Origin of the sequence: Mesorhizobium sp. B2-1-8 (assembly GCF_006442545.2) — a bacterium.
In the GTDB taxonomy this organism is placed as follows: Bacteria; Pseudomonadota; Alphaproteobacteria; order Rhizobiales; family Rhizobiaceae; genus Mesorhizobium.
The window spans coordinates 129,971-144,436 of record NZ_CP083952.1 but is presented as its reverse complement, the minus strand read 5'-3'; the positions used below and the strand labels follow the sequence as shown (position 1 = coordinate 144,436).

The window sequence follows — 14,466 nt, the reverse complement described above, 5'->3', positions numbered from 1 at the left end:
GCCTTTCCTCTCCCCCGTCGATCGGGGGAGAGGTGTCGAGCGAAGCTCGACGGAGTGGGGGTCGATCAGCCGTCAAGATTGAAGCTCTTGTTGTCGAATGCCTCGACACAGCTACTCCGCCGCCTGCAGCGGAGCGATGCGGCGGCTCTGCTTGGCCTGTTCGTCATAGTCGCGCTGCCATTCCGACGGGCCGTTGGAAGCGCCGACCTGCACCGCGGTCACCTTGTATTCCGGACAATTGGTCGCCCAGTCGGAGAAGTCCGTGGTGATGACGTTGGCCTGCGTGTCGGGATGGTGGAAGGTCGTGTAGACCACGCCCGGCGACACCCGGTCGGTGATCAGCGCGCGCAGCGTCGTTTCGCCCGAACGGCTGGTCAGCCGCACCCAGTCGCCATCATGCAGGCCGCGGTTTTCCGCGTCGTGCGGATGGATTTCCAGCCGGTCCTCGGAGTGCCACATGACATTCTCGGTGCGCCGTGTCTGCGCGCCGACATTGTACTGGCTGAGAATGCGGCCGGTGGTCAGCAGCAGCGGGAAGCGCGGTCCGGTCCTTTCGTCCGTCGCCACATATTCGGTGCGGATGAACTTGCCCTTGCCGCGCACGAAGCCGTCGACATGCATGATCGGCGTGCCGAGCGGTGCCTTGTCGTTGCAGGGCCATTGCACGGAGCCGACCCGGTCGAGCAGTTCGAAGGAGACATTGGCGAAGCTTGGCGTCGTCTTGGCGATTTCGTCCATGATTTCGGACGGATGCGTATAGTTCCAGTCGAGACCGATCGCGCGGGCGAGCTCCTGCGTCGCCTCCCAATCGGCGTAGCGCGCCTTCGGCTCCAGCACCTTGCGCACCATGTTGATGCGGCGCTCGGCATTGGTGAAGGTGCCGTCCTTCTCGAGGAAGGTCGATCCCGGCAGGAAGACATGCGCGTAGTTCGCCGTCTCGTTGAGGAAGAGGTCGTGCACGACCACGCATTCCATCGCGGCAAGGCCGGCGGCGACGTGCTTGGTGTCGGGATCGGACTGCAGGATGTCCTCGCCCTGGATGTAGATGCCCTTGAACGATCCGTCGACGGCGGCATCCAGCATGTTGGGGATGCGCAGGCCGGGTTCGTCGTCCAGCTTCACGCCCCATAGGCTCTCATAGATGTCGCGCACCGCGTCGCCCGAAATGTGCCGGTAGCCCGGCAGCTCATGCGGGAACGAGCCCATGTCGCACGAGCCTTGCACGTTGTTCTGGCCGCGCAGCGGGTTCACGCCGACACCCGGGCGGCCGATATTGCCGGTGGCCATTGCGAGGTTGGCGATCGCCATCACCGTGGTCGAGCCCTGGCTGTGCTCGGTGACGCCGAGGCCGTAATAGATCGCGCCATTGCCGCCCTTGGCGTAGAGGCGCGCCGCACCGCGGATCAGCTCGGGATCGACGCCCGACAGCTTGCCCACGGTTTCGGGGCTGTTTTCCGGCAGGGCGACGAAGGACGCCCAGTCCTGGAATTCCGCCCAGTCGCAGCGCTCGCGGATGAAGGCTTCGTCGAAAAGCCCCTCGGTGACGATGACATGCGCCAGCGACGTCAGCACGGCGACATTGGTGCCGGGCTTCAGCGGCAAATGGTAATCGGCTTCGACATGCGCCGACTTGACCATCTCGGTGCGGCGCGGATCGAGCACGATCAGCTTTGCGCCCTGGCGCAGCCGCTTCTTCAGCCGCGAGGCGAACACCGGGTGCGCCGAAGCCGGATTGGCGCCGATGATGACGGCGACGTCGGTGAATTCGACGGAATCGAAATCCTGCGTGCCGGCCGAGGTGCCGTAGGTCTGGCCGAGCCCATAGCCGGTCGGCGAATGGCAGACGCGTGCGCAGGTGTCGACATTGTTGTTGCGGAAGCCTTGCCGCACCAGCTTCTGGACGAGATAGGTCTCCTCATTCGTGCAGCGCGAGGAGGTGATGCCGCCGATCGCGGTGCGGCCGTACTGGTACTGGATGCGCCGGAATTCCTTGGCCGTGTGGGCGATCGCCTCTTCCCAGCTCACCTCGCGCCAGGGATCGCTGACCTTTTCCCGGATCATCGGCGACAGGATGCGGTCCTTGTGGGTGGCGTAGCCATAGGCGAAGCGACCCTTGACGCAGGAATGGCCGTGGTTGGCCATGCCCTCCTTGTAGGGCATCATGCGGATGACCTCGTCGCCCTTCACTTCGGCCTTGAACGAGCAGCCGACGCCGCAATAGGCGCAGGTGGTCACGGCCGAGCGCTCCGGCAGGCCCTTTTCGAGCACGGTTTTCTCGCGCAGCGCATCGGTCGGGCAGGCCTGCACGCAGGCGCCGCAGGAGACGCATTCCGAGGCAATGAAGTCCTCGTGCATGCCGGCGACCATGCGCGATTCGAAGCCGCGGCCCTCGATGGTCAGCGCGAAAGTGCCTTGCACCTCTTCGCAGGCGCGCACGCAGCGCGAACAGACGATGCACTGAGCCGGATCGTAGGTGAAATAGGGGTTGGATTCATCGCGGGCGATGTAGTCGACCGCAAGCGAGCCATGGCCGGGCGCGACGCCATTTTCTTCCTTGACGTGGTTGCGGCCCTCGACGCCGTAGCGGTTTTCGGTCAGGCCGACGGACTTCGCCACCACATCGAACTCGCTGGCGCCGGTTCCCGCCTTCTCGTTCCAGCCGGTCGGATGGTCGGAGACGTAGAGTTCCATGACGCCGCGGCGGATGGCGTCGAGCCTGTCCGATTGCGTGCGCACCACCATGCCTTCGCCGACTGGCGTCGTGCAGGAGGCCGGCGTGCCGCCGCGCCCTTCGATCTCGACGAGGCAGACGCGGCAGGAACCGAAGGAGTCCAGCATGTCGGTGGCGCAGAGCTTCGGAATCTCCACCCCGCCTTCCATCGCCGCACGCATGATCGACGTGCCTTCCGGCACGCTGATGCTGCGGCCATCGACGGTCAGCGTGACCTGCTTCTCGGCCTTCGACTGCGGAGTTCCGTAATCGAGTTCTTCGATGAGCGTCGGGAAGTCGGCCTTGATGTTCATCTGCCAGCTCCTATTCAGCAGCCACGCGCGCCGGCGCGGGCTTGAAATCCTCGGGGAAATGCGTGATCGAGCTCATCACCGGGTAGGGCGTGAAGCCGCCCAGCGCGCAGAGCGAACCGAACTTCATCGTGTTGCAGAGGTCCGTGACCAAAGCGAGGTTCTTCTCCGGCTCGATGCCGGCGGCAAGCCTGTCGATGGTTTCCACGCCCCGCGTCGAGCCGATGCGGCAAGGCGTGCACTTGCCGCAGCTTTCGATGGCGCAGAACTCCATGGCGAAGCGTGCCTGCTTCAGCATGTCGGCAGTATCGTCGAAAACTGTGACGCCGGCGTGGCCGATCAGTCCATCGCGCTTGGCGAATTCTTCGTAGTCGAACGGCGTGTCGAACAAGGCGCGCGGGAAATAGGCGCCGAGCGGCCCGCCGACCTGCACCGCCTTGACCGGACGTCCAGTGGACGTGCCGCCGCCGATATCGTCGACGATCTCGCCCAGTGTCAGGCCGAAAGCGGTTTCGAACAGGCCGCCTTGCTTGACGTTGCCGGCGATCTGGATCGGGATCGTGCCGCGTGAGCGGCCCATGCCGAAATCCTTGTAGAAGGTGGCGCCCTTATCCATGATAATAGGCACCGAGGCCAACGAGATGACGTTGTTGATCACCGTCGGCTTGCCGAACAATCCTTGTATCGCGGGCAGCGGCGGCTTGGCGCGCACCACGCCGCGCTTGCCTTCCAGGCTGTTCAAGAGCGAGGTTTCCTCGCCGCAGACATAGGCGCCGGCGCCGACGCGGATTTCCATGTCGAAGGCGTTGGGCGAGCCCAGCACATTGACGCCGAGCACGCCGGCCTTGCGGGCGATCTCGACCGCCTTGTTCATGACAGCCACCGCGTGCGGATATTCCGAGCGGATGTAGACAAAACCCTTGGTCGCGCCGGTGGCGATGCCGGCGATGGCCATGCCTTCGATGAGCACGAAGGGGTCGCCCTCCATGATCATGCGGTCGGCGAAGGTGGCGCTGTCGCCTTCATCGGCGTTGCAGACGATGTATTTGCGCTCCGATGTCGTGTCGAGCACCGTCTTCCATTTGATGCCGGTCGGGAAGCCCGCGCCGCCGCGACCGCGCAGGCCGGAGTCGGTCACCTGCTTGACGATGTCGGCGGGCGCCATGGCCACCGCGTTCTGCAGGCCCTTCAATCCGCCGAGCGATTTGTAGGCATCGAGCGACAGCGGGTCGTTGATGCCGCAGCGTGCGAAGGTCAGCCGCGTCTGCTTGGCGAGGAACGGGATTTTGTCGGGCGCACCCAGCCAGCGCTTGTGATACCCGCCTTGGAGAAAGCCGCTGTCGAACAGGCTCTTCACGTCCGACGGCTTCACCGGCCCGTAGGCGACACGGCCATTGTCTGTCGCCACCTCGACCATCGGTTCGAGGAAATAGGCGCCGCGCGAGCCGTTGCGCACGATCTTGGCATCGATGCCGCGCTCGGCCAGTTCATTTGCGATCGCTTTGGCGACCTTTTCCGCGCCCAGCGCCAGCGCGCCGGAATCGCCGGGAATGTAGATGCGTGGGGTCATGAGCGCACCTCGGCGACGATCTCGTCGATCTTCTCGTCATCGAGCCGTCCGATCACCTCGCCGTCCAGCATAGCCGACGGCGAACAGGCACACAGCCCGAGACAATAGACCGGCTCCAGCGTAACCGATCCGTCATGCGTGGTCTCATGGAAATCGATGCCGAGCAACTGCTTGACCCTGGCGGCGACGGCGTCCGAGCCCATCGACTGGCAGGCTTCCGCCTGGCAGAGCTTCAGCACGTGCCGGCCGGCCGGCCGGGCACGGAAATCGTGATAGAAGCTGACGACGCCGTGCACTTCGGCCCTGGAGAGGTTCAGCCCGTCGGCGATGACCGGCAGCGAGGCCTGCGGCACATGGCCGAACTCTTCCTGGATGCCGTGCAGGATCGGCAGCAACGGACCTTCGAGGTCCTTCAACTCCTCGATGATCGCCGCAATGCGCGACGCGATCTCGGTACTTGCAGGCTGCACGGTCATGCAGCGCCCTCCCTGGTCATGGCGGCCCGATATATGTCACCCCAAGATATAGAGCGGTTTTGGGGTAACGACATGCACAGGGCGCAATATCGCTAAGTCCTTACGAAATCAGAGGAAACCCCCGAGATCAATAAAGCTGTCCCGTCGTTTGATAGAAATTTTCTATCGACAACGCTCAGCCTCCATTCTCTAGCCTAGCGATGGGCGCGGAAATCGTCTGCCAGCGCCATCGCCTCGTCCAGCAGCGCCTGCACCAGCGGCGTATGCGGCTCGCGCGGCGCGGCCACCAGGCCAACTGTGTGGCTGGCATCGGGCTCGACAATCGGGATGGCTCGGATCGGTTCGGAAAAACCGAATGTTTCCGCAAGGTTGAGCGGCATGATCGACGACCATTTGCCGGTCCGGATGTGCGAGAACAGCACGATCATCGAGTTCGATTCCAGTGTCGGCCGCACCTGCACGCCGGCCTCGGCCAGATGCTGGTCGATGATGCGGCGGTTCTGCATGTCCGGGGTCAGAAGGCACAGCGGCAAATGGCTGATCTCCGCCCATGTCACTTTGTCGCGGTCGGAATAGGGATTGCCGATAGCGGTGATCAACTGGTAGCGCTCGTCATAGAGCGGCACGCTGGTCACCCGTCCCAGCGGTTCGTTGTCGAGATAGGTGATGCCGGCATCGACATCGAAATTGCCCAGCAGCGACAGTACTTCGATCGAGGTGCGCGACAATACTGAAAAAGTGACGCCCGGATGCTTTTCGCGAAACGGCGTCGTCAGCCGCGCCACCATGGCGAGCGCCGTCGGGATGGCGGCGATGCGGATGCGGCCTGAGAGGCCGTGGCGCGCCGCCCGCATCTCCTCGCGCATGGTCCTGGAGTCGCCAACGATGCGGCGCGCCCAGACCAACACCTGCTTGCCCTCCGGCGTCAGCCCCTGAAAGCGCGAGCCGCGCAGTACCAGCATGACGCCGAGCTGGCCTTCCAGTTGCTTGATGCCGGCCGACAGCGTCGGCTGGGTGACGCCGCACACTTCCGCGGCGCGGCCGAAATGCTCTTCCCTGGCCAGTGCGATGAAGAATTCCAGCTTGTCGATCATTGGCGGAAGCTATCCGGCGCAGTGGCGCCGCGCCAGATGGTTGCTGCTACCGCCGACAATCGTGCCGCCCCCAGCCATTGCGCAATCGCAAAAAACTACCTGTCGACGAGATTCAGGATGTTGCCGTCCGGATCCTTGAACCAAGCGACCCTCATACCCTGTCCGACATGGACATCACCTTCCAGCGTCAAACCGGGCATTTCGTAGTGTTCAAAGACGACGCCCTTCGATTTCAGCGCGGCGACGACGGTGCCGATCGCGTCGCCGACCGTCCACGTCACCGCTGTCGCCTTGTTGGTTCCGGCGAATTGGGAGCGATAGACATTGATGGTGGTGTCGCCGCTTTTGTACACGATCAGTTCGCCGCCCTCATCGTGCACCTGTTTCAGGCCGAGCGTCCCCTCATAGAAAGCCTTTGCCTTGGCCAGGTCCCTGACCGCGAGATTGGCCGTTGCGTTGCTGTTTTCAAGCATGATCGTCTCCTTTCCTGGCTGTCATTCCCTCTGGTCATGGAAATAGGTCACCCAGGCCGCTTGACGACCGCCATACGCCTGACGCTTGGAGCCGTCCGCGTTCTGCACTATGTGAGCTGCAGCCGAACGCCAGGGAATAACAGCCATGTCCATCACCAAGGAAACCGTCGTCGAGCGCCTGAAGACCGTCAACGGGCCGGACTTCACCGGCAACATCGTCGATCTCGGCATGGTGTCGGAGATTTTCATCGCCGATTCGAAGGTGTTCTTCTCGATCACCGTTCCCGCCGCGCGTGCCCCGGAGATGGAGCCGTTGCGAGCCGCCGCCGAGCGGGTGGTGAAGGCCATTCCCGGCGTGGCCGGCGCGGTCGTCGCGCTGACGGCCGAAAAGAAAGGCGGCGGCATGGAGGCACCGGTTCCATCGCGTCCCGCACCCAGGCCGGCTCCGCCCGCCGCCGCACCGCGGGCGGCTCCGCATGCTCCCGCTTCGCAAAGCCACGGCAAGCGCGGCGTGCCCGGCATCGAGGCGATCATCGCGGTTGCCTCCGGCAAGGGCGGCGTCGGCAAGTCGACCACGGCCGTCAATCTGGCGCTTGGCCTTGCCGCCAATGGCTTGCGGGTTGGCGTGCTCGATGCCGACATCTACGGTCCGTCGATGCCCAGGCTGCTCAACATCCACGGCCGGCCGCAGACGGTCGACGGCAAGATCCTGAAACCCATGGAGAATTACGGCCTCAAGGTGATGTCGATGGGTTTCCTCGTCGATGAGGAGACGCCGATGATCTGGCGCGGGCCGATGGTGATGTCGGCGCTCACGCAGATGCTGCGCGAGGTCGAATGGGGGCGGCTCGACGTGCTCGTCGTCGACATGCCGCCTGGCACCGGCGACGCGCAGCTCACCATGGCCCAGCAGGTGCCGCTGGCCGGCGCGGTCATCGTCTCGACGCCGCAGGACCTGGCGCTGATCGATGCCCGCAAGGGTCTCAACATGTTCAAGAAAGTCGACGTGCCGCTGCTCGGCATCGTCGAGAACATGAGCTACTTCCTCGCCCCGGACACCGGCAAGCGCTACGATATTTTCGGCCATGGCGGCGCGCGCCGCGAGGCCGAAAGGCTGGGCGTCACCTTCCTGGGCGAGGTGCCGCTGGAAATGGGCATTCGCGAGAGCTCGGACGCCGGCACGCCGGTGGTCGCCTCGAAGCCCGACGGCGCCGAGGCGAAAATCTACCGCGATATAGCCTCCAAGGTCTGGGACAGGGTCAATGAGGAACGTGGCGCGGCCGAAGCGGCTGTGCCGAACATCGTATTTGAGTGATCCCTCACGGGAAGAATCAGCCGCCGACTTTTTCGCCGAATGCCGAAAAGAACTGTCCGGCCAGTTTCTTCGATGTCGATTCGATCAGCCGGCTGCCGAGCTGCGCGATCTTGCCGCCGACTTCTGCCTTGGCGGCATATTTGAGGACCGTCGCGTCCGGCCCGTCGGCGGTGAGGGTGACGTCGGCGCCGCCCTTGGCGAAGCCGGCGATGCCACCCTTGCCTTCGCCCTGGATGGTATAGGCATGCGGCGGCTTGAGATTTTTCAGCGTCACTTCGCCGTTGAAGGTCGCCTTGATCGGCCCGATCTTCAGCACCACCGTTGCCGCCATCTCGGTCGCCGATTTCATTTCCAGGCTCTTGCAGCCCGGAATGGCGTCCTTCAGCACGGTTGGGTCATTCAGCGCTTCCCACACTTTCTGCACGGGTGCGGCGATACGTTCCTCGCCCTCGATCACCAAAGCCATCTAAACCTCCCCGATCGCCGATGTCGGATTGGTCGTAGCGCGCGGCTCGATAGCTGTCTATCGCACCAAAGTCGGGATTCAGATCACGCGTGCCCCTTGCCTGCATCCGCGCGTTGTCATATCGATTTGTCATACAAATACGGAGACCATGATGGCCGGCGCCCCCACGAAAAAGAAAAAGTTCCGCTCGCAGGAGTGGTTCGACAATCCCGACAATCCGGGAATGACGGCGCTCTATCTCGAGCGCTACCTGAATTACGGACTGACACGCGCCGAGCTGATGTCGGGCAAGCCGCTGATCGGCATTGCCCAGACGGGCTCCGATCTCTCGCCTTGCAACCGGCACCACATCGAGCTCGCCAAGCGCGTGCGCGAAGGCATCGTCTCGATGGGCGGCATTCCTTTCGAATTCCCCTGTCATCCGATCCAGGAGACCGGCAAGCGGCCGACCGCGGCACTTGACCGCAACCTCGCTTATCTCGGCCTGGTCGAGGTGCTCTATGGCTATCCGCTCGACGGCGTCGTGCTGACCATCGGCTGCGACAAGACCACGCCCGCCTTGCTGATGGCGGCGGCGACCGTCAACATCCCGGCCATCGCGCTGTCGGTCGGCCCGATGCTCAATGGTTGGCACAAGGGCAAGCGCACCGGCTCGGGCACCATCGTGTGGGAATCGCGCCAGCGCCTGTCGGCCGGCGAAATCGACTATGACGAGTTCATGGACATCGTCGCCTCCTCGGCGCCGTCCACGGGCTACTGCAACACGATGGGCACCGCCACCACGATGAATTCGCTGGCCGAGGCGCTCGGCATGCAACTGCCCGGTTCGGCCGCCATCCCGGCGCCGTACCGCGAACGTGGCCAGATCGCCTACGAGACCGGAAAGCGCATCGTCGACATGGTGCACGAGGACCTGAAACCGTCCGACATCATGACTCGCGCGGCCTTCGAAAACGCCATCGTCGTCAATTCGGCGATCGGCGGCTCCACCAACGCGCCGATCCATCTCAATGCGATTGCCCGCCATCTCGGCGTACCGCTCGACAATGACGACTGGCAGAAGGTCGGCCTCAATGTGCCGCTCATCGTCAACCTGCAGCCGTCGGGTGAATATCTCGGCGAAGACTATCACCACGCCGGCGGCGTACCCGCCGTGGTGGCCGAACTGATGAAGGCCGGAATGCTGCCGCATCCCGATGCCCTGACCGTCAACGGCAAGTCGATCGGTGCCAACTGCGAGGGGGTCGCCAACGAGAACACCGACGTCATCCGCACCGTGGCCGAGCCGCTGAAGGCCAATGCCGGCTTCATCAACTTCAAGGGCAATCTGTTCGATTCGGCGATCATGAAGATGAGCGGCATCTCGCCGGAATTCCGCGAGCGCTATCTGTCCAACCCGAACGATCCGGAAGCCTTCGAGGGCAACGCCATGGTCTTCGACGGCCCGGAGGATTACCACGCCCGCATCGACGATCCGGCGCAAGGCATCGACGAGCACACCATCCTGTTCATGCGCGGCGCCGGCCCCGTCGGCTATCCAGGCGGCGCCGAGGTCGTCAACATGCAGCCGCCGGCCTACCTTATCAAGAAGGGTATCCACGCGCTGGCCTGCATCGGCGACGGCCGCCAGTCCGGCACGTCGGGCTCGCCGTCGATCCTCAACGCCTCGCCGGAAGCCGCCGTCGGCGGCGGCCTGGCGCTGCTCAAGACCGGTGACCGCGTCCGCATCGACCTGCGGAAAGGCACCGCGAATATCCTCGTCAGCGACGACGAAATCACCCGGCGTCGCGCCGAACTGGAGAAAGATGGTGGCTATCATTATCCCCAGCACCAGACGCCGTGGCAGGAGATCCAGCGCGGCATGGTCGACCAGTTCTCGGCCGGCATGGTGCTGAAGCCGGCGGTGAAATACCAGGATGTCGCGCACACCATGGGCGTGCCTCGCGACAATCACTGATTCTTCCCCGGAATAATCATCGATTATTCCTGGCTGGTCACAGATAAATAAACGAACACCGGCGGCCTGATCGATCAGGCCGCCGTCCTCACGTCGTAGGCCGCGAACGCTCCGTCCTTGACAAGCCCGCCCAACAATTCCACCATCATGCCAAGGGGTGCATCGCGACGACCCCGTGAGGCGTCAGCCCAATGTTCGCGTCCAGGCTTCTTTGTTCAGGAGGTGGACGCCATGCCGTCAACAACCGCTATCACCGTACAGCAACTATCCCGTCTGATTGGTCTGCCCGGCGCACCTGTGATCGTCGATGTCCGCATCGATGACGATCACGACGCCGATCCGCGCCTACTGCCGGCCTCGCACCGGCGCAACTTCAAAACCGTCTCGGTCTGGGCAAACGATCTTGCCGGCAGTCAAGTGGCCGTCGTCTGCCAGAGGGGGCAAAAGCTTTCGCAGGGCGTGGCCGCATGGCTGCGGCACCAGGGCGTTGCCGCCGAGTCCCTCGAAGGCGGTTTCGAGGCCTGGCGCGATGCCGGGGGCCTTCTGGTCCGCGCCGGCAAGATACCGTCCCGCGATGAAAAAGGCCGCACCGTCTGGGTGACGCGGGCTCGCCCCAAGGTCGACCGCATCGCCTGCCCCTGGCTGATCCGGCGTTTCATCGATCCGCATGCGGTCTTTCTTTTCGTCGAGGCGGCCGAAGTGCCTGCCGTCGCCGACCGCTTCCAGGCAGTGCCCTTCGACATCGACAATGTGTTCTGGAGCCACCGCGGCGAACGCTGCACCTTCGACACGATGATCGAGGAGTTCGGGCTGGAATCCCAGGCACTCGACCGCCTTGCCACGATCGTGCGCGCGGCCGACACCGCCAGGCTCGATCTCGTTCCCCAGGCCGCCGGATTCCTTGCCGCCTCGCTCGGCCTGTCACGCATGTTCCGCGACGATCTGGAACAGCTGGGGGCGGGGATGCTGCTCTATGACGCGTTCTTCCGCTGGTGCCGCGACGCCACCGACGAGACGCACAACTGGCCGGGCGGGGCAAAGCCGTCATGAGCAGCCTCGTTTCGGGGAAAGATGCGGACGTCGTGGATGTGCCGGCGGTCCCGAGCTTCCGCGAGGCTACGAAACTCTGGGCGAAGATCGGATTGCTGAGCTTCGGCGGACCCGCGGGGCAGATCGCGCTCATGCACAAGGAATTGGTCGAGCACCGGCGCTGGATCGGCGAACAGCGTTTCCTGCATGCCTTGAACTACTGCATGCTGCTGCCCGGTCCCGAGGCCCAGCAGCTCGCCATCTATATTGGCTGGCTGCTGCACAGGACGGTCGGCGGTCTCGTTGCAGGCGTCTTGTTCGTGGTGCCCGGTGCGCTCGTCATGCTCACCCTGAGCACCTTTTATGCGCTCTATGGTGATGTCCCGCTGGTCGAGGCGCTGTTCTTCGGGGTGAAGGCCGCCGTGCTTGCGGTGGTGGTCGAGGCGGTGATCCGCATCGGCCGCCGCGCCTTGAAGAACCGGGTGATGGTGGCGATCGCGGCTTGCGCTTTTCTCGGCATCTATGTGCTCAGCATCCCGTTCCCGCTCATCGTCCTGCTTGCGGGGCTGGTGGGATGGCTGGGAAACCGGGTCGCGCCAGCCCTGTTTTCCGGCTCGGCGCACGGCAAGAACGACGCTCCCGACATCAGGGGCGCGGTCGACCTGATGTTCGAACGCGGCGAACTGGCCCATACCAGGCCGACACGATGGCATGCGCCGCGCACGGTCGCCATCTGGCTGCCGATCTGGCTCGGGCCGGTTCTGTTGCTCTGGGCGCTCACCGGGACGAGCAGCGTGTGGACGCAGATCGGCGGGTTCTTCAGCCTCATGGCGGTCGTCACCTTCGGCGGCGCTTACGCGGTTCTTGCCTATGTCGCACAGGCCGCCGTCGAATCGTTCGGCTGGCTGGCGCCCGGCGAGATGGTCGACGGGCTCGGGCTTGCCGAAACCACGCCTGGTCCGCTCATTCTGGTGTTGCAGTTTGTCGGCTTCATCGCCGCGTTTCGCCACTCCGGCTCGCTGAACCCGTTGCTTGGCGGATCGCTTGGAGCGCTGCTGACCTTGTGGGTCACGTTTACCCCATGCTTCTTCTGGATATTCCTCGGTGCGCCCTATATCGAGGCCTTGCGTGGCAACAAGGCCCTGTCGGCCGCGCTCGGAGCCATCACCGCCGCCGTCGTCGGCGTCATCCTGAACCTCGCTTTGTGGTTCGCCATGCACGTGATCTTTCACCAAGTCAGCAAACTTGGCCTCGGCATGAATGTGCCGGTGCCGTCATCGATCGACTGGCGAGCCGCATTGTTGTCATGTGCCGCCATGATCGCCATCCTCAAGCTGAAGATCGGCATGCTGCCGACACTTGCCGGGTCAGCCCTGGCCGGTGTCCTGCTGCTGGCGGTGAGCGGATAGGCGCATGTTGCTGCCTTTGTATTCTGCCAGCCAACCACCTAGAGCGGTTCAGTGTTTGATAGAATCTCTGACCCGCTCTAACTTCTTGGTTTTACGCAATTCCGGACGGAAAACCGCTACGCACTTTTCCTGGAATTGCTCTAACTGGTTGGAAACGGATTGGACCATCATGGCGCAACGACGCTCTTCCCTCGGCTTTCTCGGCATGTTCGGCCGCTCGGGTGATTTGCGGCAGCTCGACGCCGCCTTGCGCGGCGCCGACCTGCACCCCGCCCTTGTGCCCGAAGGGGTGAAACTCACCATAGTCAATCTGATGAAGGACCGCTGGCCCGAGGAGCCACCGCCGCAGGCCTATCCGCAGGTGGCGCAGCTGTTCAGCTATTGCATCGCCGGCCCGGAAACCTTCGAGCGTGCGCAAGGCTTGCTGCAGCGGCTCGACGCGGAGCGTCGGATCGAGGCGGCTCTCGAAACCGGCGACAGCTTCGATGCGCGGATCGTGCTGATGGCGCTGCACGCCAAGCTGATCAACGCCGAAGTCGTCGAACGCTATGGGCTGGCAGCCGGATGATTTCAGGTCTAATCGACCTGAATCTGAATCCCTCTCTAAATCAAAGAGATAGAGCATGATACCGTCCGAGGAGATTTATTTAGTCCCGACCGACGGGTAAAGGGCGTAGGGGTTGAAAGGTAGGTCGGACGCAACTCAGCAGATATCGCCTAGCCAGTAACGTCAAAGAGGACAAACGAGGCTACTTCTTCTGCACCTGTGACAAATAATTCGACAAAGCCAAATGTATCTGATCGAGAGAATCAATCTACGCGAAATGCGATTGGACTGATGGGTGGTTTAGCCGCATTGGGCTGGAATAGCAGCGCTCGCTTTCTAAGGGGTGAAATTATGTCGGATTTCGACTTAGGGAAGGTAATCAAACAGAAACTAGAAGTCTTACTTTATGCCATCGATAGTCGCCAAGGTGGATTTTCCGAACTTGGCTATACCGGTATGCAAGACATTTTCCTTGAGCCTGCAATGAGGGAAATCGGATTAGATCGTTCTCAGACAGAAGCCGTGTTCATGTCGCGACGACTCCAGCAAGCGATGCCTCTCTCCGCGGGCATGAGCCCTGCTGAGGAGAACTCGCTCAATAACATTGTTACAGACGTAGGTATGTGGAAAGAGCGGACGGGTTATCTCTTTCGCCATGACGAAAATTCTCTTGAACGTAAAATACCGAATGGTGCTGAGGTTAAGATTGCCGCATCGGTAGTAAAAGATTGCTTTGTATCGTCAGGATTAAAAGACGTTTCCTATACGAAAGGGGATGGATATCTGACATGGCGAGGCATTGAGTTTCTTGAACAAATAAGCATAAGAGTAGCTTTTGACGTTAGAACGAAATACAAATGGAGAATGCGATTTAAGGTCGGAATTTTCTCGAAAGATGGAGATCTGCTCTGTGGTGTAAGCGATTGGGAAGCATTTGGAAAAATCATATATGCAGTAGTTGGATTGAATTTCAAAGAACCTTTCGAATATTGCGATACATCCGATAACAATCTCAAGATTTTAAATAATTATTTATCTATTGTTGTCTCGACATTAAATCAAGTTAGGTCTTGGCGATTGTAGAGACGTATCTCTTCGAATTAGGGGCG

General features: G+C 62.4%; 12 protein-coding genes. 6 read left to right on the top strand and 6 right to left on the bottom strand.

Features of this window, described 5'->3' with window-relative positions:
• Positions 1 to 111 precede the first annotated feature (111 nt).
• The 5 genes from fdhF to FJ970_RS00650 all read right to left on the bottom strand — a co-directional run bounded on the left by fdhF (position 112) and on the right by FJ970_RS00650 (position 6,634).
• Positions 112 to 3,024 carry a formate dehydrogenase subunit alpha gene (fdhF, locus tag FJ970_RS00670; protein ID WP_140757982.1) on the bottom strand — a complete coding sequence of 971 codons (2,913 nt, stop codon included), beginning with the start codon at positions 3,022 to 3,024 and terminating at the stop codon, positions 112 to 114.
• A 10-nt stretch (positions 3,025 to 3,034) separates the two neighbouring features.
• On the bottom strand, positions 3,035 to 4,591 hold the full coding sequence (locus FJ970_RS00665; protein WP_140757981.1) for a formate dehydrogenase beta subunit: 1,557 nt from the start codon (positions 4,589 to 4,591) through the stop codon (positions 3,035 to 3,037).
• Positions 4,588 to 5,067, bottom strand: a complete 480-nt coding sequence (locus tag FJ970_RS00660) for a formate dehydrogenase subunit gamma (RefSeq protein ID WP_140757980.1) — start codon at positions 5,065 to 5,067, stop codon at positions 4,588 to 4,590. Before FJ970_RS00660 ends, FJ970_RS00665 begins: the two co-directional genes overlap by 4 nt.
• Before the next feature lie 194 nt (positions 5,068 to 5,261).
• Complete coding sequence (locus tag FJ970_RS00655) at positions 5,262 to 6,161, bottom strand: LysR family transcriptional regulator (RefSeq protein WP_140757979.1); 900 nt, start codon at positions 6,159 to 6,161, stop codon at positions 5,262 to 5,264.
• Positions 6,162 to 6,256: 95 nt separating this feature from the next.
• Complete coding sequence (locus tag FJ970_RS00650; RefSeq protein WP_140757978.1) at positions 6,257 to 6,634, bottom strand: VOC family protein; 378 nt, start codon at positions 6,632 to 6,634, stop codon at positions 6,257 to 6,259.
• A 145-nt stretch (positions 6,635 to 6,779) separates the two neighbouring features.
• Here FJ970_RS00650 and FJ970_RS00645 point away from each other — a divergent pair, with 145 nt between their 5' ends.
• On the top strand, positions 6,780 to 7,949 hold the full coding sequence (locus tag FJ970_RS00645; RefSeq protein WP_140757977.1) for an Mrp/NBP35 family ATP-binding protein: 1,170 nt from the start codon (positions 6,780 to 6,782) through the stop codon (positions 7,947 to 7,949).
• A 16-nt stretch (positions 7,950 to 7,965) separates the two neighbouring features.
• On the opposite strand, the gene FJ970_RS00640 is transcribed toward FJ970_RS00645, so the two are convergent.
• On the bottom strand, positions 7,966 to 8,415 hold the full coding sequence (locus FJ970_RS00640; RefSeq protein ID WP_140757976.1) for an SRPBCC family protein: 450 nt from the start codon (positions 8,413 to 8,415) through the stop codon (positions 7,966 to 7,968).
• Between the two features lie 151 nt (positions 8,416 to 8,566).
• On the opposite strand from FJ970_RS00640, the gene FJ970_RS00635 reads away from it, so the two are divergent.
• The 5 genes from FJ970_RS00635 (at position 8,567) to FJ970_RS00615 (ending at position 14,440) form a co-directional block, all read left to right on the top strand.
• Positions 8,567 to 10,372: an IlvD/Edd family dehydratase gene (locus tag FJ970_RS00635; RefSeq protein ID WP_140757975.1), complete on the top strand. Its 1,806-nt coding sequence runs from the start codon at positions 8,567 to 8,569 to the stop codon at positions 10,370 to 10,372.
• Between the two features lie 231 nt (positions 10,373 to 10,603).
• Positions 10,604 to 11,422: a chromate resistance protein ChrB domain-containing protein gene (locus tag FJ970_RS00630; RefSeq protein WP_140757974.1), complete on the top strand. Its 819-nt coding sequence runs from the start codon at positions 10,604 to 10,606 to the stop codon at positions 11,420 to 11,422.
• Positions 11,419 to 12,810, top strand: coding sequence for a chromate efflux transporter (gene chrA, locus FJ970_RS00625; protein ID WP_140757973.1), 1,392 nt, complete (start codon positions 11,419 to 11,421; stop codon positions 12,808 to 12,810). The genes FJ970_RS00630 and chrA overlap by 4 nt, the downstream gene beginning before the upstream one ends.
• A 169-nt stretch (positions 12,811 to 12,979) precedes the next feature.
• On the top strand, positions 12,980 to 13,378 hold the full coding sequence (locus tag FJ970_RS00620) for a hypothetical protein (RefSeq protein WP_140757972.1): 399 nt from the start codon (positions 12,980 to 12,982) through the stop codon (positions 13,376 to 13,378).
• Positions 13,379 to 13,648: 270 nt separating this feature from the next.
• A complete protein-coding gene (locus FJ970_RS00615) occupies positions 13,649 to 14,440 on the top strand; it encodes a hypothetical protein (RefSeq protein WP_140757971.1) in 792 nt (263 codons plus the stop codon).
• The last annotated feature ends 26 nt before the right edge of the window (positions 14,441 to 14,466 follow it).

Excerpts from the sequence above, each read along its gene's own strand:
- FJ970_RS00620 (WP_140757972.1), top strand. The coding sequence starts at position 12,980 with ATGGCGCAACGACGCTCTTCCCTCGGCTTTCTCGGCATGTTCGGCCGC.
- FJ970_RS00655 (WP_140757979.1), bottom strand. The coding sequence starts at position 6,161 with ATGATCGACAAGCTGGAATTCTTCATCGCACTGGCCAGGGAAGAGCAT.
- FJ970_RS00630 (WP_140757974.1), top strand. The coding sequence starts at position 10,604 with ATGCCGTCAACAACCGCTATCACCGTACAGCAACTATCCCGTCTGATT.
- chrA (WP_140757973.1), top strand. The coding sequence starts at position 11,419 with ATGAGCAGCCTCGTTTCGGGGAAAGATGCGGACGTCGTGGATGTGCCG.
- fdhF (WP_140757982.1), bottom strand. The coding sequence starts at position 3,024 with ATGAACATCAAGGCCGACTTCCCGACGCTCATCGAAGAACTCGATTAC.
- FJ970_RS00615 (WP_140757971.1), top strand. The coding sequence starts at position 13,649 with ATGGGTGGTTTAGCCGCATTGGGCTGGAATAGCAGCGCTCGCTTTCTA.
- FJ970_RS00645 (WP_140757977.1), top strand. The coding sequence starts at position 6,780 with ATGTCCATCACCAAGGAAACCGTCGTCGAGCGCCTGAAGACCGTCAAC.
- FJ970_RS00635 (WP_140757975.1), top strand. The coding sequence starts at position 8,567 with ATGGCCGGCGCCCCCACGAAAAAGAAAAAGTTCCGCTCGCAGGAGTGG.
- FJ970_RS00650 (WP_140757978.1), bottom strand. The coding sequence starts at position 6,634 with ATGCTTGAAAACAGCAACGCAACGGCCAATCTCGCGGTCAGGGACCTG.
- FJ970_RS00660 (WP_140757980.1), bottom strand. The coding sequence starts at position 5,067 with ATGACCGTGCAGCCTGCAAGTACCGAGATCGCGTCGCGCATTGCGGCG.
- FJ970_RS00665 (WP_140757981.1), bottom strand. The coding sequence starts at position 4,591 with ATGACCCCACGCATCTACATTCCCGGCGATTCCGGCGCGCTGGCGCTG.
- FJ970_RS00640 (WP_140757976.1), bottom strand. The coding sequence starts at position 8,415 with ATGGCTTTGGTGATCGAGGGCGAGGAACGTATCGCCGCACCCGTGCAG.